Here is a 20,726-nt window from a genome sequence, read left to right as displayed (position 1 = left end):
TATTATTCTAAATAATAGAAAGCATGGCATACTCTTGAAACATTATCTCTTTCAATATATGACATAAACATAAAAAATACACAAAGCTTTTTGATTGAATAATTATCATTCCAACAATGCCCCATTTTCAAATATCATCTACAGATAAAACAAACATATATACTTTGGGATAATTAAACAAGTAATACATATTCTTGTGCGACAAAAAAACTAAATAAATTATATATTATTTTGCCTAATCGATTATAGAAAGAGTCTTTGGCGTGAGGTATCTTACTAAAGGAATGTTATTGTGATGATTTGAGTTAGCTGTATGAAAGAGAGAAGAGTGTAGATAGTTGCTGTCCTGCCTGATAATTGTTGTAAGTTTGATATCACTTCTTGATAAAGCTATGTCACCAAGTTAAGCCTGATGTCAACTAGAAACTTTTCTTATCCCATAAGGGTTTCAAGGCTTAATTCACTACTCTTAACTCATAAGTGATTTTTGACCCCTAGAAAAAAGGAAGAGTTTTTGTGGCATCTTCCTATGAGATAATAAATCCCTGGGTATGCCCTGCCATCTACTGCAAAGGATTGAGAGTTTTGTTAGCAGCATTACTTTACGGTCAAGAAGATTTACGATTAGAAAATGTCGCCGATCCTACAGCTGATGTCGGTGAGGTAATAATTCAAGTTGGTACTGCCACCACCTGTGGTACAGATTTAAAGGTGTGGCGACGGGGTGGTCATGCGAAAATGTTAAAACCCCCCACCCTCTTTGGTCATGAGGCTGCTGGTAAAATTGTCGCTATTGGTGCAGGAGTGCAAGGTTGGCAAGTAGGCGATCGCGTTGTCGCCAATAACTCGGCTCCATGCATGCAGTGTTTTTTTTGTCAACATCAAGAATATTCTCTTTGTCCACATCTGACCTGGAATAATGGGACATTTGCAGAATACCTGAAAATTCCTGCCCCCATTGTCGAGCATAATTTATTGCCTATTCCCGATAATTTGCCCGATGAATTAGCCGCGATGACAGAACCCCTAGCCTGTGTACTTCATGGGGTAGCTCGGGGAAATGTCAAGCCAGGAGATCGGGTAGTAGTGATTGGTGATGGGGCGATCGGTTTAATGTTCGTCGCTAAATTAGCCCATGATTGCGGTGTCGAAGTCACTTTATTTGGTGGTAGTAACTCCCGGTTAGCCATTGGGGAAAAACTGGGAGCCACCAGAACATATAACCATCGCCAGATATCCAGTATACCGGCGACTGTCAGGGAATTTACGGATGGGTGGGGTGCTGATGTGGTAGTAGAAGCAACTGGTGTCCCTAGTGTGTGGGAAACAGCGATCGCCTGCGCCCGTCCCGGTGCTACAGTGAATTTATTCGGTGGTTGTCCCCGCGACACAACTATTACAGTCAATACAGAGCAATTACACTACAGCGAACTTACCTTAAAAGGAGTATTCCACAACACACCCCAATATGTGCGTGCAGCACTAGATCTGATTGCCAGTCGAAAAATACCTTTTGAATTATTAGTTAGTGAACAACGTCCCCTGCAAGACTTAGAACAGGTGTTCTGTGATATGCGCGACAGGAAAGTGATTAAAGTTGGTATTGTACCTGGGTAAGGGTAATTGGTGACAGGCTTAATCCTAGGGGAAATCGAACAGTTAGCTTTTGTCTCCCCTCTTCCCAGCAAAATCTTTATAAATTGGAGTGAAGCAACTTGACAGTAGCATCTTCTTCGATCTGGAGTCCATTACGACAACCTGTATTTCGGGCTTTGTGGGTTGCCTCTGCTGTATCTAGTATCGGTACGTGGATGCATGATGTGGGTGCTACATGGTTAATGACTTCCTTGTCACCATCACCATTCTTAGTAGCTTTAATGCAGGCAGCATCTAGTTTACCCTTCTTCCTGTTGGCATTACCCGCAGGAGCGATCGCCGATGTGGTAGATCGACGCAAAATGCTGTTATTTACCCAGGGTTTCATGCTTTGCATTGCCACATTACTGGGAATTTTGACGGTTTTAGGTATCACCACTCCCTGGGTACTATTAGGGTTAACCTTTGCCATGAGTATTGGCAGTTCGATGAATATGCCGGTATGGCAAGCTGTCACTCCCGAATTGGTATCTAAGGAAGATTTACCCCAGGCTGTCACCCTGAGTGGGATTATTATCAACCTTTCCCGCTCCATAGGTCCAGCGATCGCCGGGATAATTATTGCAGCATCCAATACAGGCACAGTATTTTTACTGAATGCTACTTCTTTTGTTGGTGTCATCTTAGTGATTTATAACTGGCGCTATACTCAGCAAAAAACAGCCTTACCGGCGGAAAGATTTATTGGAGCTATCCAAGCCGGTGTGCGCTATGTCCGCTATGCACCACAGTTACAAACGGTATTAATTCGGACAGCCGCCTATATTATCTTTGGTAGTGCTTTGTTCGCTTTGCTACCTCTCCTCGGACGACGGGAATTAAAATTAGATGCTTTTGGTTATGGGGTAATTCTCGGTTTTTGGGGAATTGGTGGTTTAGCTGGGGCGTTTATTTTACCGAAATTCCGCAACCGATTTTCCATAGATCAGATAGTTGCAGGTTCTTCCCTATTGATGGGAGGAATGATGCTAGCGATCGCCAACACTCGCAATATCTATCTAGTTTGCTCCCTGATGTTATTAGTCGGGATTGCTTCCTTGGGGGTAATGGTTAGTTTGAATGTTTCTGTGCAAAATGCGGTTCCCAGTTGGATTAGGGCGCGAGCCTTTGCTGTACAGTTATTAGTATTCCAAGGTTCCATGACTGTAGGCAGCTTATTGTGGGGAGCGATCGCCCAGCAAACTAGTATTACAATTTCCCTGAGTAGTGCGGCAATTGGTTTAATTCTCTTTGTCTTTGTAACGGCTCGCTATCGTCTCAGTTGTGCGGAAAAATTAGACTTAACTTCTTCCTTTCATTGGGTAGAACCAACTCGCACCTTTGAACCCTGCCCCAACGATGGACCCGTATTAATTACCTTAGAATATCTTATTCACCCAGCCAACGCTAACGAGTTTACCCAAGCCATGAAAACTCTCAGTCAAATTCGCCGTCGTGATGGGGCATTTTACTGGGGCATCTACCAAGATTTATCACAACCTGGTCGCTTTGTCGAGACAATCGTAGTTGAATCCTGGGCAGAACATCAGCGACAATTTGCTAGGGTGACAAATGCCGATCGCCAAATAGAAGAGAAAGCGCGATCGTTCCATATTGGAGAACAACCACCCAAAGTTTCCCAAATGTTATACGCCAATTACACAGATAATCAGGGTTTGCGTCAACCTTGTCAATGATTAGAGAATTGATGAATCGGCTTAATCTTTGTTGATCAGGTTTGAGTCGGATTTGTGTAACGCAAATAATACTTCCCTATCCACACCTACGCCCCATTTTGCTCCCTGTTTAACATTTCGATGCCGCGATTCAACAAATCTAAACCTTGCTCTACAGTCTCAATTAAACTTAATTGCATCCGTAATTCTGCTGCTCCATTAAAGCCCTTGGTATACCAAGTCATGTGTTTGCGTGCTTGCTGAATTCCCCTCTTGCCCTTATATACCCACAAAGCTTCCAGGTGTTCCTTCGCACACTCTAATAACTCCTGGGATGTGGGTGGGGGTAATTTTTTCCCTGTCTGCAAAAAATAGTCAATTTCTCCTACCAAAAAGGGATAACCCAGGGTTCCCCTAGAACACATCACCCCATCAGCACCAGTCTCTTGCAGGCATTTTACAGCCGCCTCTACAGAAAAAATATCTCCGTTGGCAATCACCGGAATACCCACAACTGCTTTCACCCGTTGAATCCATTCCCAGCGAGCATTCCCATTGTAGCCTTGGGCACGGGTACGCCCATGAACGGTAATCATCTGCGCTCCCGCATCTTGCATCCGTCGCGCAAAATCGAGGATAGTAATTTCCCCGTCATCCCAACCAATCCGAGTTTTAACAGTTACTGGCACATCTACGGCATTCACCACTTCCCGAACTATTGCCGTAGCGACTTCTGGCTGTCTGAGTAGGGATGAGCCACCACCTTTTTTTGTGATTTTATTTACCGGACAACCCATATTAATATCAATGGTGTCAGCCCCTTCAGCCACCGCTTTTTCTGCCGCTTCCGCTAAAAAATCAGGGCGACAATCAAATAATTGGATACTTATTGGTTTTTCCTGGGGATCTACCTCCATAATTTTTGGTAGCTCCTGGAGATGGTGTAACTCTGTAGCATTCACCATTTCCGTATACATCATCGAATGGGGTGCATAGCGTCGCACTAATCGCCGAAACACCAAGTCGGTGACTCCCGATAGGGGTGACTGCAACACCCGACTCTGCACTACTACCTTACCGATGTGCAGGGGTGTAGCAAGCTGACTTGGCAAAGTTGGCGTTAAGGGTGTTTCAATCATCCAAGATACTCATAAAGGCTTGAAACTCATTATCTTTTTCTAGTTCTTCCAATTGCAAGCGTAGAGCTTCCATCACCAAGGGCATATTACTTTCCTGGGCGATTCTCAGCTGCATTTGTTTAATTCTTATCTGCTTTTCTAGTTTATCTTCAACACTTGTAAAATCATGATGTTGAGTAATCATAATTCGTGCCCCCTGAAGTGTTGCCTACGATTCTAAATATTTCGTCAGAGGAATTATCTCATAAGTGAAGGTATTACAGCTAACAGAAAAGGCAAGGGCTAGTAAATTGCCGGGGGTGCGCCAATATTCCTCGATTGTTCAGCAAATTTACGCAATCACAATTTATACATACTTCTGATTTTCCCAACAATTTTTCAATGCCGCGATCGCCCATCCGGATGGATGCTGTCAGGCTAATTCATAAATTGTCGCTCCTAGGAAATCAGGGTTTTGGTTCTTCCTGGGATAATTCCTAAACTTATTGATAATGAAATTTTTGTCTATATTTATTAGATTAAGAAAAGATTATCTAGGAGTTAAAATTAGTTTAATTAGTAACTATAAAATAAATTAATAATAGCAACTAAGCAGTTTTAATTGCAAGAGAAATTGAGTTGGTTGCTGAAAAATTTATTTTTTGCGTGATCGCACTGAAGATTTCATCAATTTCTATTTTTGTCTCAAAAATAAAAAGATAAACACTATATACCTATAAAAGGTGTAAATCTGTCATTATCGTGATTCGATTGTGAATTTTGATTATCCCTCAATCTAAAATATACAAGTTTCAAAGCATAGAAATAAACTCAGCAATTTAGTCAAATAATTTGCTGTTTTTAGTGTTTTATGCATCTGGGAATATGTCAAGTCGAAGCTTGATTGGCATATTTTTATTTGTTGTTGAAAATCTAAAATCATCAGGGGCTAGCAATTTTTACCACCCAATAAATGGGGACAATTAACAGGATTTGACCCAATCATCAAAAGGCTTCTATGAAATTTTCAGTTCCTAAGATAGTGAGAAAATTTGTAGCGATCGCCCTTGCCGCTACCCTGGGTGTTGTGGCAGTCGCATCCATATTTAATTACTCTCCAGCTTTTGCCCGTGACTATGGAATACTTAAAAATAAGTATCGTGGTTCATCTTGGCAATTTGAGCGGATTGCTGCCTTTCCTGTATATCTCAATAATGATGTCAAAGATGAAACCGTCGCGGAAATTGTAGCTGCTAGTAAAGACGGTAAAACCTTGGTATATACGGATTCCCAAACTAAAAAATTGTGTTTTGTCAATATTACCAATCCTGCCAAACCCGAACCCGGTGGATGTGTACAGGTGGGTGGTGAACCTACCTCAGTGGCAGTGCGCGGTATCTATGCTTTAGTTGCGGTGAATACATCCCAGGATTTTAAGAATCCCAGTGGCAAATTACTGGCGGTGAATATTCAAAATCGCAGTATTGCTAGAGAAATCTTATTAAATGGACAACCCGATTCTGTGGCAGTCAGCCCAGATGGCAAATATGCAGCGATCGCCATCGAAAATGAGCGGGATGAAGATTTAGGAAATGGCGCACCACCCCAACTACCAGGTGGTTTTCTCAACATCGTAGATTTGGCTGATAATCCCAATCAATGGAGCTTGAGAAATGTCACCCTTGATGGTGTCGCAGATTTATTTCCAACTGATGCAGAACCTGAATATGTGGATATCAATGATAAAAACATTGCTGTAGTCACTTTACAGGAAAATAATCACATTGTTTTGGTAGATTTGCCAAAAGGAACTATCATCAAAGACTTTAGTGCTGGAACCGTAGATTTAACTCAAATAGACACTAAAGAAAACAAACTGATTGAATTAAATAGTTCCTTAACTGGAGTACCCCGCGAACCCGACGGTGTTAACTGGATTTCCCGGAAATTGTTTGCCACTGCTGACGAAGGTGATTTAAATGGTGGTAGTCGGGGGATGACAATATTTAATACCGATGGTCATATCATCTATACTTCAGGAAACTCCGTTGAGCATGAAATGGTACGTCTAGGGCATTACCCGGAAAACCGCTCCGAAAACAAAGGTAATGAGCCAGAGAATGTAGAATTCGGGGTTTATGGCAAAGAGCAATTTTTGTTTCTGGGTTCGGAACGTTCCAGTGTTGTTTTAGTTTATCGACTGAATCAGAGATATGGTAAACAAGAGCCAGAGTTAGTACAGGTTCTACCGACGGGAGTTGCTCCAGAAGGATTGTTAGCAATTCCCCAACGCAATCTCTTTGTCGTTGCCAGTGAAGAAGACGCTCGCGCTGATAAGGTACGTTCTAGCTTGAGTATTTACCAACTTAGTAAAAAATCCAACTATCCTCAGATAGTATCTGGCGATCGCAGTGATAATACACCAATTCCCTGGGCAGGTTTATCTGGTTTAGCAGCTAGTCAGAAGGGGAAAAATACAGTGTTTACCATCCACGACAGTTTTTATAACAAAAGTCGTATCTATGCAATGGATGTTGAGCAAGTACCTGCCGTTATCAATCAAGAAATCATCTTGAATGACAGCTTGGGTAAACTGAAAACTGTAGCTCCACAACAGGTAAATAGTGATGGTAGCGTTAACCTTGATTTAGAAGGAATTGAAGTTAGACAAAAAGGTGGTTTTTGGTTAGTTTCCGAAGGTGCAGGTTCGGTAAATGAACCCAGTCGCCCCGTAACTTCCTTAAACCTGCTGTTACAGGTATCATCAACAGGTGTGATTGAAGAAGTCATTCAACTACCAAAATCAGTCAGCGATCGCCAACGTCGCTTTGGATTTGAAGGTGTGGCTGCGGTAGGTGAAGGTGATAAAGAAGTTGTTTACGTTGCTTTCCAACGGGAATGGGTAGGTGATTCCTCAGGTTTTGTCCGTATTGGACGTTATGAAACAACTACAGCTAATTGGACATTCTATTACTATCCCCTTGATCAAGTCACATCACCCAATGGCGGGTGGGTAGGTTTATCTGAACTCACATACTTGGGTAAGGATAAATTTGCTGTAGTCGAGCGTGATGATCAAGGTAACACCGATGCCAGAATTAAACGTATCTACGAATTCTCAATTACTGGTGTAACTCCCCAAGCTGATACAAATGCACCCAATTTCCCCGTAGTAACTAAAAAATTGGTACGGGATTTGCTGCCAGATTTACAGTCTACCGGTGGTTTAGTGTTAGAGAAAATTGAAGGTATGACAGTATTACGCAATGGTACTACCTTGGTAGTAACAGACAATGATGGTGTTGATGGTTCCAATGGCGAAACCCAATTACTGAGGTTTTAAGCTGCTTTGAGTTCCAATTCGGAAAATTAAATAGTCTTGGTTGGGTTTACTGGTGTCAACTCAACCTCACCTTTAACTGGGTAGATTGGGTTTTCTTCCTCAACCCCACCTAGTTGAAGGTTTTTTTTGCATCATTACCACATCATAGACATCGATGAATTTAATTATCCATTGCCCGAAACCCTTGGTAGAGAACCTCCGACGGAACATCTTCACTAAAATAATTTTCCCAGAGAATTAGCCCCATCCCTGGGGGAATCAAACCTTGGTAATTGAGTAGAGACATTCCCGTAGAACATATCTACTATTGAATCTGTTGTTAAAGAAGCTCAATAACTTAGTAGAGTTGAAAATATAAAAAGTAGCCACATCATAAGCGCAGCACATGGGCAGTATTTGGGAACTAGATTTTTACTCCCGTCCGATTCTGGACGAAAAGCAAAAAAAAGTTTGGGAAGTTTTGATTTGTGAGAGTCCTTTGAACACTCGCAAGGATGTGAATTCTCTATTTCGTTACACAAAATATTGTCCAAGTACAGAAGTCAATTCTGTCTGGTTACGCACGGCAATTGAAGAGGCGATCGCCAAGTCTGGGGAAGCTCCAATCAAAATTCGCTTCTTCCGTCGGCAAATGAATAACATGATTACCAAAGCTTGTACGGATGCGGGAATTCCTGCATTACCTAGTCGCCGAGCTTTAGTGCTTAACCAATGGATTGAGCAACGGATGGCAGAAGTGTATCCCTTAGAAACAGGATATCAGGGTGGTACTAATCCTTCAGTACGCCTTGATGCACCCCTACCTCAGCGCTTACCAGATGTCTTAGAAGGGCAGCAGTGGGGTTTTGTGACATTAAAAGCAGGGGATTTTGCCGATATGCCAGATTGGGATATTGGTTTTGGAGAAGGATTTCCCCTGGATTTACTCCAACTCTCTCCTGAAACACTTATCCCTGGAGTGTTACTTTTCTCACCTCGTGCCTTACCCATAGCAGCTTGGATGTCAGGCTTGGAATTAGCTTGGCTGCGATTTGATAATAGTCCCCAGGGTGCAGGCTTGGTACTAGAAACTGGTGCTAGTGAAAGTTGGATTTTAGCCAATCTCCGCACCCCAAAAATACAGATGGAAGGGAAAAATTTTGAAACTGCCAAGGAACAAGCTAGGGGTGTTCATTTTATCGGGATTCAATCTGATCCTAATTCCGAATCATTTGCAGGTTTTTGGTTATTGTGTGAGGTCAATCTGCCGTAAAGTGGATGGGGAATAGATAACAGTTGAGCAGGGTGGAGACAGTTTCAGGAATACAGATTCTGTAACTCCACACTGCTGTAATTGTTTGAGTAGTAGACAAAAACTGATTAAATCAGGTAACGGGTGACAGTTATTTTGACTGGTACCTGATAACTAAATAGCTGCATAGCTGATAACTGATTTAATTCCCATGTGCAGAGCCAATAATAACCATGGTGTCAAAAAATTTATTACAGGATAGTTTAGCGGAGCAGTTATTGGAACTTGCCATCAAGTCGGGTGCAGAAGCGGCAGAGGTTTATCAGTCGCATTCTTTATCTCGTCCAGTGTTTTTTGAGGCTAACCGTCTCAAGCAGCTAGAAACCAGTCAAGCAGAGGGTACAGCCTTACGATTATGGCGTGATGGTCGTCCTGGTTTATCTGTGGCATATGGTTTGGTGGAGCCACAAGCATTGGTCGAACGAGCATTAAACCTCAGTTACTTAAACCAATCCGAAAAGGTGGAATTAGCTGGAAATTATCAGCCCGTCTATCCTGATTTAGGGGAAGAAGTGGCAGTAGAAAATTTAGTGCAGTGGGGTAAGGAGGCGATCGCCCTCATTCGTGAGGAATACCCGGAAGTTCTCTGTAATGCTGACTGGGAATGTGACTTAGAAACAACCCGTCTCGTGAATACTAGGGGTTTAGATTGTTACTATACTGACACCACTCTCAGTTGTTATGTCGCCGCAGAATGGGTGCGTGGTGATGATTTTCTCAGTGTTGCTGATGGACAAACGGAACGGGGAATACTTAACCCGGAAAAAGTAGCGCAACAAATTTTACAGAGATTGTCTTGGGCAGAAACAAATGTGTTGTCTCCCAATGGTCGCTTGCCAGTACTATTTACCTCAAAAGCTGCGGATATGCTTTGGGGAACTATCCAGGCGGCTTTAAATGGTAAACAAGTTATAGAAAAGGCTTCTCCTTGGGTTGATAGAATCGGGAAATCAGTCATGGCAAGGGATTTGACTCTATCCCAAGACCCAGAAGCAGGTCCCTATAGTTGCCCTTTTGATGATGAAGGTATTCCTACCCAACCGCTTGTATTTATTCAAAATGGGGTATTGCAGGATTTTTATTGCGATCGCACCACTGGACGACAATTAAGTAAACTTTCCACTGGTAACGGTTTTCGCCCCGATTTAGGTAGTTACCCCACTCCAGGTTTATTTAACTTTCTGATTCAGCCGGGAACGGGAAGCCTGACAGACCTAATTCAATCCATGGATGAGGGTATTATTGTAGACCAAATGTTAGGTGGTGGCAGTGGGATTTCGGGAGATTTTTCCATCAATATTGACCTCGGTTATCGTGTCCACAAGGGCGAAGTTGTGGGGCGAGTCAAGGATACGATGGTGGCAGGTAATGTTTATACAGCCCTAAAACAGTTAGTCAAATTGGGAGGTGATGCAGACTGGAATGGTTCTTGCTACACACCATCCTTAATTGTTGATGGACTTTCTGTAACTAGTAGGAATAGTTAGTTTTCCATGGCTGGCAATCACTTGTGGTGACATTAGTAAACCTTGGGGTTTGAAAACAGCGTCAGTATTTATACTGTTTTTTGTGTAATTTTAATTTCCTTTTAGGTTGAGAAAGTTTAATAGTTAGTAACCTATCCGAGAAAGTAAGACTAGAATTTGATTGTAGGTAGGCTGCGTCAATTTGATTTTTCCGGGTAATGGCTCCTAGTTGCATATTTTCCCAGTCAGAGCAAATTCATCAGCCGCTCGTAATTACTGAGTAGTAAATCTTTCATCATTCCTTACACAGGAGGTCAGGGTATGCCGATCGCCACTATTAATCCTGCCACAGGAGAAACCCTCAAAACTTTCCCAGAACTAACGGATACAGAAATTACCGCCAAATTAGATTTAGCACAGCAGGCTTTTGTCAAGTATCGGCAGACGGTTTTTTCAGAGCGATCGCAGTGGTTAAATCAAGCGGCAGCTATTCTGGAACAGGAAAAAGCCGAACTTGCCCGGTTAATGACTTTAGAAATGGGCAAAACCTACAAAAGCGCGATCGCGGAAGTGGAAAAATGTGCTGTCGTTTGTCGCTACTACGCAGAAAATGCCCCCCAACAGTTAGCAGATTTACCTGTGGAAAGTGATGCAAGCAACAGCTTTGTTTGTTACCAACCCCTCGGTATTATCTTGGCAGTGATGCCCTGGAATTTCCCCTTCTGGCAAGTATTTCGCTTTGCCGCTCCAGCTTTAATGGCGGGAAATGTCGGTATCTTAAAACACGCTTCCAATGTGCCCCAGTGTGCCCTAGCTATTGAAGATATTCTCAGTCGGGCAGGATTTCCCCTAGGTGTGTTTCAGACTCTGTTGGTCGGCGCTTCCAAGGTGAACAGTATCATTGCAGATGAGCGGGTAAAAGCTGCAACACTCACAGGTAGTGAACCCGCAGGTATGTCCCTGGCGGCAGCCGCAGGCAAAGAAATTAAAAAAACTGTTTTAGAATTAGGGGGTAGTGACCCATTCATCGTGTTAGCAAGCGCTGACATAGACACCGCAGTTGCCACAGCGACTACAGCCAGAATGTTGAATAATGGGCAATCATGTATAGCAGCTAAACGCTTTATTGTGGAAGCGGCGATCGCTGACCAATTTACCAAATTACTCTTAGAAAAATTCCAATCCTTAAAAGTCGGCGACCCCATGTCACCAGAAACCGACATCGGACCAATGGCAACACCGGGAATTCTCCAAGAATTAGACGCACAGGTACAAAAATGCTTGGCAGTGGGTGGCAAAATTCTCACCGGAGGGCAACCAATTACAGAATTACCAGGGAATTATTACCCACCGACCATAGTTATAGATGTACCCCAAGACAGCGCGATCGCTAGAGAAGAATTTTTTGGTCCCGTTGCCCTAGTTTTCTCTGTCCCTGATATCGATACAGCTATCCACCTTGCCAACGATACACCCTTTGGTTTAGGTGCTAGTGCTTGGACAAAGGACACTAACCAACAACACCGCTTGATTCGAGAAATCGCCGCTGGGGCAGTATTTATAAATGGGATGGTCAAATCCGACCCCCGTCTGCCTTTCGGAGGAATTAAGCGCTCTGGATATGGCAGGGAATTAAGTATTCAAGGCATACACGAATTTGTCAATGTTAAAACAGTATGGGTGAAGTAGGAAAAGGACAAGGGTATTAAAAAAATCATCGACCGCTTGTAGAAATAGATTTTTACTGATGATAGGTAAGGAAAAAGGTTGCGGGTAATTATAAGCTGATGTGCAGCTATAGAAATTGAGATGCGTTGCAGCTTATCACTGACTTTGACAACAAGTCGGCAATCTCACCACCAATCACCTTTTATAACTTGATAAGACGAATCACCAAAATTCACCTCATCAATTACCACTGATGTGGAGAAGTAAAATTTTACCTCTCTACAATCATTGCCATCAGCAATCATTGATTTCTACCAGATGTCCCATCTTTCTCCCTAAATTCCTACTTGATTTTTTAAGACAGTGAGGCATAAATACATGAATACAGCTGAATTACTAGTTAAGTGCTTAGAAAATGAAGGGGTGCAGTATGTATTTGGACTCCCTGGCGAAGAAAATTTACACGTCTTGGAAGCTTTAAAACATTCTTCCATTCAATTTATCACCACCCGTCACGAGCAGGGTGCAGCATTTATGGCAGACGTTTACGGACGTTTAACCGGAAAAGCAGGTGTCTGTCTTTCTACCCTTGGACCAGGGGCAACTAATTTAATGACTGGCGTTGCCGATGCTAACCTAGATGGTGCGCCCCTTGTGGCAATTACTGGACAGGTGGGAACGGACAGAATGCACATCGAATCTCACCAATACCTCGACTTGGTAGCGATGTTTGCCCCTGTCACCAAATGGAACAAACAAATTGTCCGCCCCAGTATTACCCCGGAAGTTGTCCGCAAAGCTTTTAAACGGGCAGAAAGTGAAAAACCTGGTGCAGTACATATCGATTTACCAGAGAATATTGCTGCCATGGATGTGGAAGGCAAACCTCTGAAGATTGACAAGCAGGATAAAACCTTTGCTTCCTTTGCTAGTCTCCGTTCCGCAGCTGGGGTAATTTCTCAAGCTGTTAACCCCATCATCCTAGTTGGTAACGGAGCCATCCGTGCTAATGCTAGTGATGCGGTGACTCAGTTTGCCACCGAAATGAATATCCCCGTTGCCAATACTTTTATGGGTAAAGGTGTGATTCCCTATACCCATCCTCTGGCATTGTGGGCAGTCGGTTTACAACAACGGGATTTTGTCAACTGTGGCTTTGATAATACTGATTTAGTCATCGCGATCGGTTACGACTTAATTGAATTTTCTCCCAAAAAATGGAATCCTGATGGCAAAATTCCCATCATTCACATTGCTACCCACCCTGCGGAAATTGATAGCAGCTATATCCCGACTGTAGAAGTTGTGGGTGATATTTCTGATTCCTTGGCAGAAATTTCCAAAGTCGCCGATCGCCAGGGTAAACCCAACCCCTACTCGATTTCTTTACGGGGCAATATCCGCGCAGACTACGAACAATACGCTAAGGATGACGGTTTCCCCATCAAACCGCAAAAATTAATTTACGATTTGCGCCAGGTGATGGGACCAGATGATATTGTCATTTCCGATGTCGGTGCTCATAAAATGTGGATTGCTCGCCATTACCACTGCCATAGTCCTAATACCTGTATAATTTCCAATGGTTTTGCCGCCATGGGTATTGCCATTCCGGGAGCTTTAGCAGCGAAAATGGTACATCCTAACCGCAAGGTGATTGCTGTGACTGGTGACGGTGGTTTCATGATGAACTGTCAAGAGTTAGAAACCGCTCTCCGTGTCGGTACTCCCTTCGTCACCCTAGTTTTCAATGATGGCGGCTATGGGTTAATTGAGTGGAAACAGGAAAACCATTTCGGTAAGGGGCATTCTGCTTTTGTCCATTTCACGAACCCTGATTTTGTCAAATTTGCCGAAAGCATGGGTCTCAAAGGCTACCGAGTTGAATCTGCAACTGATTTAATCCCAGTCTTGAAAGAAGCTCTTGCTCAAGATGTACCTACGGTAATTGATTGTCCTGTAGATTACAGAGAGAATAGTAAATTTACCCAGAAAGCGGGTGAACTCAGTTGCGATGTTTAAGGTAATTTCTGATTAAAAATACCTACCTTCCAATCTTTATTAACTGCACTCTCAGCGATATAGATTGTGGGTATATAGATACCTGGCTTGGTTCCGAAGTCAGGTATCTGTTAATATTTTCTTGGTTGGTAATCATCCTTAGGTAATAGTTAATTCATCAAAATATTGCCTATTTTCAATTAGCAATTACCAAGAATTATGATTCCTATTAGTGACTACCTAGAACTCCAGAAAAAACCGATTATCACTTACTGTGTTCTCGGTATGAATCTGTTTCTATTTCTGGCAGAGTTACGCATGAGTATCACTGGGGATTTAAATAGTTTTGTCAGTAATTGGGGATTAACTCCGGCTATTTTGAGTACAGCGATCGCCCAATTATCTACTGGTAACTTGGCAGCAGGAGTATACGCTTTACTGCGTTCGGGTAGCATCCTGACAGCGATGTTTATCCATGGCAGTTTTTCCCAAATCCTGGGTAACTCGATATATATCTGGGTTTTTGGCAAATCCTTAGAGAATTTCTTAGGACATCGCAAATATTTATTATTTTACTTGCTCTGTGGTTCCTTGACAGGGATTGCCCAAATTATCATCGAACCAAATTTGACAACTCCCTTAGTTGGAGCAAATGGGGCGATCGCTGCTATTCTTGGAGCCTATATTTACCGATATTCTCACATCAAAATTGATACTATCTTTCCCCTGGTAATTGCTTATGTTCCCCTCCAATTACCAGCCTATTTTTACGGCTTTTGGTGGTTTGTACAACAACTATTTTATGGTATTGGTAGCTTGAATATTCCCGGAGCCAATTCAGGTACTATTGGTTATTGGGCACATGGTATGGGATTGGTTATTGGTGTGATAATTTTACGAATTTTTGCAAAATAAACCTTGTCTATGGTGAAAAGTTTAGCTATTGCGACATCAGGAATCAATATCTGGATTAGGAAAGTTCTTAAAATAGATGAGGTTTAATTCCTTTAAGCTTATACAAATAGCAGCGCAGATAGTTACCACGCCGCTAAAAAATCAATATAATTCTTAATTAATTAGCTGTTATGTTTATCGTAGTAACCGAGTTACTCTCACATCATATTCAGTGCCTTGGGGATGCTCAATCTTCGCTTTCTTAAATGCCATACCATCAGCCTTTTCCTTAGATTCGGCATCAATTTCGTAACGTTCTGTTCCTTGTCTGACAGGATTGCTGGCTAGGTCGCTAAACTCCCGAATATCAACCAATACTTCGTATGTATGAACCATTTCCAATCTCCTCGTTATACCAACGATAGGAATACACATCAGTATAGGAATCTCTAGAGATGCTAGAGACAGGAAATAGAAAATAAATATAAATCTTAGGAAAATGACATTCTTTACAGAAATAAATTTGAAATAATTTTTGATTTATTTCTGATTATCTTGATTAGTAAATTTTTATATACCCCCGCTAGATCCCCGATTTCTGGGAGAAGTCCGGGATCTGAACAGGGAGCTGAATTCCTTACCTCCACTCACCCTGCAAGGTAAAAGCTGCCCAATAGTGAGCATCAGCATATTCCTTACTCTCCAACATCTCCAGTTGAGCAGCCCGCAGAGCCGCAGCAGGAGTCATCTTCCCTTGCAACATCTTTTTATACATCTTCTGCATCAACACCGAAGTACTCTCATCATTCACATTCCAGAGACTCACCGCTAAACGGGGACTACCTGCATACATAAATCCCCTTGTCAACCCCATCAAGCCTTCTCCCTTGGTTTCCTTGCCGATTCCCGTCTCGCAAGCACTGAGAACAACTAACTCGGCGGCTAAATTCAAGTTGAAAATATCGACTAAACGCAAATAACCATTAATTCCTTTACCCTTGCTATCAAACAAACTCAACACAATCCCCGATAGCTCTGGATTCTCAAAATTCGCTGTGCCGTGGGTAGCAAAATGCACAATCTTATACTGATTCAAGCTTTGATTGAGGACATTTTCCCGACTCGCAGCAAAATCAAAGGCTTGGAAAGTCGAGTTTTTCTCAAATAGAGATAAAATACCCTCAGCTTCCTTCTTAGTTGCAGGTAAACGCCCCTCTAAATCACGGTTGTTTTTTGCGGCTCTTTTTAATGCCAAAACATCGGTATTATCTGGACGATTAATAATTCTGGGAGTTTTTTGTCCCTTGAGAGACTGAAGACGGGTATCTCGTTTAGTGCAATCTCTATCTTCACAACCAAACACCGCATCAGCAAATATTGCTAAAGCTTTTTCTGCTGGTTTGCGCTTTTGTAAATCCTTGCGTAATTCTGCAATCACCGTTGCTGAGGGAGAATAGACGATTTCGTGTTTTGCTAGGAGAAAAGACTTAAAACCATCCCCAGTTTGTTGATTAATTGGTAAGCTGGGTATAGGTAAAACTCCGAAGGGAATCGATTGCAATCCCCCATCAGCAACGATGAGTAAACGTTTATTCCCTAATTCCTTAACTACGGGTTGTAGGAGGATTTGACTCAGTTTTCTGGCTGCTATTTGCCCCTCTTTAAGTTGAACAGGAATGATTTCATCGGGATGATTTTCTAATAAGTCTCGGTAATTTTCAACTAATTCTTCAATATCTGACTGTTTAGCTAGCTCAAAGCTTCGCATTCCCGTTTTTGTCACCATCCACAGGTAGCTACGCTCCGCAGCGAGGGAATATTGTAAAAGAACTGTTTCCTCATCTAGGACTTGCTGTTGTACCTGGGAGAGGGTGAGAGGTTGGGGATATTTGATATTTGCGTAGGCAGGGCTAGATATGCGAATTTTATTTTGTAGTTCTTTGTATTCTGCTCTGAGGGTGTTGAGTTGTGCGTCTGCTTGAGCAATTTTATTAATTGTGCTGTTGATATTTTCCTGTTGGGATAATTCAATTTTCAGTTTTTCCTGAGCATCAATTTTTTGCTGGATTTCTGTTTCCTGTTGTAGTAATTTAGGGTCAACACCTTTACGGATTTTCGCTTGGGATTCTGTCAGTAATTCAATGAGACTACGAGCGCGGGAGCGCTCACTGGCGTTAAAAGCCAGGGTATTATATCCTTTTGATGGGTCTTTTTTGTGCAGTTCCATCAACAAGTCAATGTAGAATTGGTAGTAGCCTTGAACTGTAGCGAAGTATTGGGTTTTGAGGTTTTGGTCGGTGTAGGTACTACGGAGTGCTTCGATGATTTGGATGGCAGTTTCGATGTGTTTGAGGGATGCTTGGAGGTTTCCTTGTTTGCGTTCCAGACTAGCAAGATTCCCCAGGATTCCAGTTTCCCCATGGTGATCGTCGACTGCACGGATTAATGGTAGAGCTTGGTTCAAGAATTTCAGTGCTTCCTGCTTTTCTCCTAAATCTGAGTAGACTAAACCAATATTACTCAGGGTAGCAGCTTCCCCACGGCGATCACCCACTGTACGGAATAACGGTAGAGCTTGGTTGAAGTATTTCAGTGCTTCCTGATTTTCTCCTAAATCTGAGTAGACTGCACCGATACCAGTCAGGGTAGCAGCTTCCCCACGACGATCGCCCACTGTACGGAATAACGGTAGAGCTTGGTTGAAGTATTTCAGTGCTTCCTGCTTTTCTCCTAAATCTGAGTAGACTGCACCAATATTAATCAAGGTAGTAGCTTCCCCACGACGATCGCCCACTGTACGGAATAACGGTAGAGCTTGGTTCAAGAATTTCAGTGCTTCCTGCTTTTCTCCTAAATCTGAGTAGACTGCACCGATACCAGTCAGGGTAGTAGCTTCTCCACCCTTGTTGCCCACTGCACGGAATAACGGTAGAGCTTGGTTGTAGTATTTCAGTGCTTCCTGCTTTTCTCCTAAATCTGAGTAGACTAGACCAATATTATTCAGGGTATTCGCTTCCCCACCCTTGTTGCCCACTGCACGGATTAACGGTAGAGCTTGGTTGTAGTATTTCAGTGCTTCCTGCTTTTCTCCTAAACTGTCGTAGACACTACCAATATTATTCAGGGTAGTAGCTTCCCCACCCTTGTTGCCCACTGCACGGAATAACGGTAGAGCTTGGTTGTAGTATTTTAGTGCTTCCTGCTTTTCTCCTAAACTGTCGTAGACTCGACCAATCGCTGTAAGGATAGTAGCTTGCCATTGTTTATCCCCTAATTTCTGCCACAAAACCAGTGCTGCTTCCCATTTTTTCCTCGCTGCAACCAGAGATTCTGCGCTTCCTTGTTGAAATAATTTCAATCCTTCTTGGGTTAACTTCCCAGCCTCTGCGCGGGTGGCGTTTGGCTGCTTAGTTGTTGGCTGCTGTGCTATTTGCAACTCTGTTCGCTGAATTCTTGCTCCCACTGAATCTGAGAGAAAAATCATGCTTAATAGGCAAATTAAGCTGTAATAGTTGATTTGACCAAGTGAAAACTTGATGAATCGCTGTTTATTTCTGCACCTGTTCATTTTCTGCCCTCAATTAAAATTTTTGGTAGTAGCGATTGAGACCGTATAAATACGGTTGCGATGATAAGAATAATTTTTATATTTCCGGAGATATACTGAAGTATATACTGGTCAGCTTAAAGCTAAAGTGAAGACTGAGTGAAGTTGGTTTCAGTTTTCGCAACAAGATTTACAGCAATTAGAGACGTTCCGCCGGAGCGTCTCCACCAGAATTGTAGAATCGTAGCGACTGTCTTAATTGTCAAGTGCGATCGCCAAAAAAAATAGACGAAATAGGTACAAAACTGCCGTAAAATTAAACTCCATCCGGCACTCGCTCATCTACCCATACCCATGTTTTGCGACTACCTGCAACTAATTCTCACTGCTCGCGTATACGATGTAGCCCAGGAAACACCACTGGAATTTGCTCCTAATCTTTCAGCCCGCCTCAACAACAATCTGTTGCTGAAACGAGAGGATATGCAATCAGTATTTTCCTTTAAGTTGCGTGGTGCTTATAACAAGATGGCAAACCTGCCACCCGATTTGTTAGCTCAGGGTGTGATTGCAGCTTCGGCGGGAAATCATGCTCAGGGTGTGGCTTTGGGGGCTAGTCAGTTAGGTACTAGGGCAATCATTGTTATGCCTGTGACTACACCCCAAGTCAAAATCAACGCCGTCAAAGCACGGGGAGGGGAGGTGGTACTCCACGGCGATACCTATGATGATGCCTACGCCTATGCTCGTCAATTGGAAACAGAGAAGGGTTTAACCTTTATTCACCCCTTTGATGACCCCCATGTGATTGCTGGACAAGGTACCATTGGTATGGAAATCCTGCGCCAACACCAGAAACCTATCCATGCAATTTTTGTGGCAATTGGTGGCGGTGGTTTAATTTCCGGGATTGCTGCCTATGTCAAACGTATTCGTCCCGATATTAAAATTATTGGTGTTGAGCCTGCCGATGCCGATGCCATGTATCAATCTTTGCAAGCTCGAAAGCGAGTACGTCTATCCCAAGTGGGTTTATTTGCGGATGGGGTAGCAGTGCGAGAAGTCGGTGAAGAGACGTTTCGACTATGCCAAGAATATGTCGATGATATTATTTTGGTAGACACCGATGATATTTGTGCTGCCATCAAGGATGTATTTGAAGATACTAGGTCAATTGTAGAACCTGCGGGAGCATTGGCGATCGCCGGAGCGAAAGCTTATGTAGAAAGGGAGCAAATAGAAGCAGAAACCTTGATCGCGATCGCCTGTGGTGCAAATATGAATTTTGACCGTCTGCGATTTGTCGCGGAAAGAGCAGAATTAGGAGAACGTCGAGAAGCAATTTTTGCTGTCACCATTCCTGAAAAAGCTGGTAGTCTGCGCAACTTCTGTGACTGTATTGGTAGACGCAACCTGACAGAATTTAACTACCGGATTGCTGATGAACAAACTGCCCATATCTTTGTCGGTATGCAAGTCCAAAATAGGGCAGAAAGGGTGAAAATGCGTAGCACCTTTGAAGACTGCGGTTTTCAAACCATCGATTTAACCGATGATGAATTAACCAAGCTCCATATCCGTCATATGGTAGGAGGACGCTCTTCCCTCGCAGATAATGAATTACTATATCGTTTTGAATTCCCCGAACGTCCCGGTGCATTGATGAAATTTGTCGGCTCTATGAGTCCCAACTGGAATATTAGTTTATTTCACTACCGCAACAATGGGGCAGACTATGGACGTATAGTAGTGGGTATCCAAGTTCCACCCCATGAGATGACTGAATGGCAAGCTTTTCTCGATACCCTCGGTTATCAATATTGGGATGAAAATAAGAATCCTGCTTACAAGTTGTTTTTAGGATAGTTTTCCTATTCCCTAAGCAGCAAGAGGCACGAAAAACCGTGTCTCTACTGCAAATCTTGGTCTGTCATTATATTTTAATTAATACAATCTTCTAGGATCGTAATTTTTAGCAAAACATTTTTCCAATAGGGTGACTCTATGGAAATAGGCAAAACGTCTCGGACTTAAAATCAGTTGACTATGGCGACTGAATAGGGGTTGATTAAGGTAGTGCCATAAGG

14 protein-coding genes are annotated in these 20,726 nt (G+C 42.7%); 9 read left to right on the top strand and 5 right to left on the bottom strand.

Features of this window, described 5'->3' with window-relative positions:
• The first annotated feature begins 585 nt into the window (after positions 1 to 585).
• On the top strand, positions 586 to 1,617 hold the full coding sequence (locus tag IJ00_RS23980) for a zinc-binding dehydrogenase (RefSeq protein ID WP_035159544.1): 1,032 nt from the start codon (positions 586 to 588) through the stop codon (positions 1,615 to 1,617).
• A gap of 98 nt (positions 1,618 to 1,715) precedes the next feature.
• The gene (locus tag IJ00_RS23975) at positions 1,716 to 3,332 is read left to right on the top strand and encodes an MFS transporter (protein ID WP_238178386.1); all 1,617 of its coding nucleotides are present in this window, start codon (positions 1,716 to 1,718) and stop codon (positions 3,330 to 3,332) included.
• 86 nt (positions 3,333 to 3,418) lie between these two features.
• Here the strand turns inward: IJ00_RS23975 and dusB are convergent, their stop codons facing one another.
• Both dusB and IJ00_RS23965 read right to left on the bottom strand, forming a co-directional pair.
• Positions 3,419 to 4,450, bottom strand: coding sequence for a tRNA dihydrouridine synthase DusB (gene dusB, locus IJ00_RS23970; protein ID WP_035157548.1), 1,032 nt, complete (start codon positions 4,448 to 4,450; stop codon positions 3,419 to 3,421).
• Complete coding sequence (locus tag IJ00_RS23965; RefSeq protein WP_035157546.1) at positions 4,443 to 4,634, bottom strand: hypothetical protein; 192 nt, start codon at positions 4,632 to 4,634, stop codon at positions 4,443 to 4,445. The genes dusB and IJ00_RS23965 overlap by 8 nt, the downstream gene beginning before the upstream one ends.
• Positions 4,635 to 5,447: 813 nt before the next feature.
• On the opposite strand from IJ00_RS23965, the gene IJ00_RS23960 reads away from it, so the two are divergent.
• Positions 5,448 to 7,772, top strand: coding sequence for an esterase-like activity of phytase family protein (locus tag IJ00_RS23960; RefSeq protein ID WP_035157544.1), 2,325 nt, complete (start codon positions 5,448 to 5,450; stop codon positions 7,770 to 7,772).
• A gap of 160 nt (positions 7,773 to 7,932) precedes the next feature.
• Here IJ00_RS23960 and IJ00_RS30025 read toward each other — a convergent pair whose 3' ends face one another.
• Positions 7,933 to 8,058: a hypothetical protein gene (locus tag IJ00_RS30025; RefSeq protein WP_256388828.1), complete on the bottom strand. Its 126-nt coding sequence runs from the start codon at positions 8,056 to 8,058 to the stop codon at positions 7,933 to 7,935.
• Positions 8,059 to 8,157: 99 nt separating this feature from the next.
• On the opposite strand from IJ00_RS30025, the gene IJ00_RS23955 reads away from it, so the two are divergent.
• The 5 genes from IJ00_RS23955 (at position 8,158) to IJ00_RS23935 (ending at position 15,113) form a co-directional block, all read left to right on the top strand.
• Positions 8,158 to 9,024, top strand: a complete 867-nt coding sequence (locus tag IJ00_RS23955) for a Tab2/Atab2 family RNA-binding protein (RefSeq protein WP_035157542.1) — start codon at positions 8,158 to 8,160, stop codon at positions 9,022 to 9,024.
• A 212-nt stretch (positions 9,025 to 9,236) separates the two neighbouring features.
• On the top strand, positions 9,237 to 10,550 hold the full coding sequence (locus IJ00_RS23950; protein WP_035157539.1) for a TldD/PmbA family protein: 1,314 nt from the start codon (positions 9,237 to 9,239) through the stop codon (positions 10,548 to 10,550).
• A gap of 300 nt (positions 10,551 to 10,850) precedes the next feature.
• Positions 10,851 to 12,218, top strand: a complete 1,368-nt coding sequence (locus IJ00_RS23945) for an NAD-dependent succinate-semialdehyde dehydrogenase (protein ID WP_035157537.1) — start codon at positions 10,851 to 10,853, stop codon at positions 12,216 to 12,218.
• A gap of 357 nt (positions 12,219 to 12,575) precedes the next feature.
• On the top strand, positions 12,576 to 14,219 hold the full coding sequence (locus IJ00_RS23940) for an acetolactate synthase large subunit (RefSeq protein ID WP_035157534.1): 1,644 nt from the start codon (positions 12,576 to 12,578) through the stop codon (positions 14,217 to 14,219).
• Between the two features lie 198 nt (positions 14,220 to 14,417).
• Positions 14,418 to 15,113: a rhomboid family intramembrane serine protease gene (locus IJ00_RS23935; RefSeq protein ID WP_035157531.1), complete on the top strand. Its 696-nt coding sequence runs from the start codon at positions 14,418 to 14,420 to the stop codon at positions 15,111 to 15,113.
• Positions 15,114 to 15,287: 174 nt separating this feature from the next.
• Here IJ00_RS23935 and IJ00_RS23930 read toward each other — a convergent pair whose 3' ends face one another.
• Together IJ00_RS23930 and IJ00_RS23925 are read right to left on the bottom strand one after the other, a co-directional pair.
• Positions 15,288 to 15,488, bottom strand: coding sequence for a hypothetical protein (locus IJ00_RS23930; RefSeq protein WP_035157529.1), 201 nt, complete (start codon positions 15,486 to 15,488; stop codon positions 15,288 to 15,290).
• A gap of 241 nt (positions 15,489 to 15,729) precedes the next feature.
• Positions 15,730 to 18,576, bottom strand: a complete 2,847-nt coding sequence (locus IJ00_RS23925; RefSeq protein WP_238178385.1) for a CHAT domain-containing tetratricopeptide repeat protein — start codon at positions 18,574 to 18,576, stop codon at positions 15,730 to 15,732.
• A 417-nt stretch (positions 18,577 to 18,993) separates the two neighbouring features.
• Here IJ00_RS23925 and ilvA point away from each other — a divergent pair, with 417 nt between their 5' ends.
• On the top strand, positions 18,994 to 20,505 hold the full coding sequence (gene ilvA, locus IJ00_RS23920; protein WP_035157526.1) for a threonine ammonia-lyase, biosynthetic: 1,512 nt from the start codon (positions 18,994 to 18,996) through the stop codon (positions 20,503 to 20,505).
• Positions 20,506 to 20,726 lie beyond the last annotated feature (221 nt).

It is taken from the genome of Calothrix sp. 336/3, from assembly GCF_000734895.2.
GTDB lineage: Bacteria > Cyanobacteriota > Cyanobacteriia > Cyanobacteriales > Nostocaceae > 336-3.
This window is presented reverse-complemented; position numbering and strand designations above follow the sequence as displayed.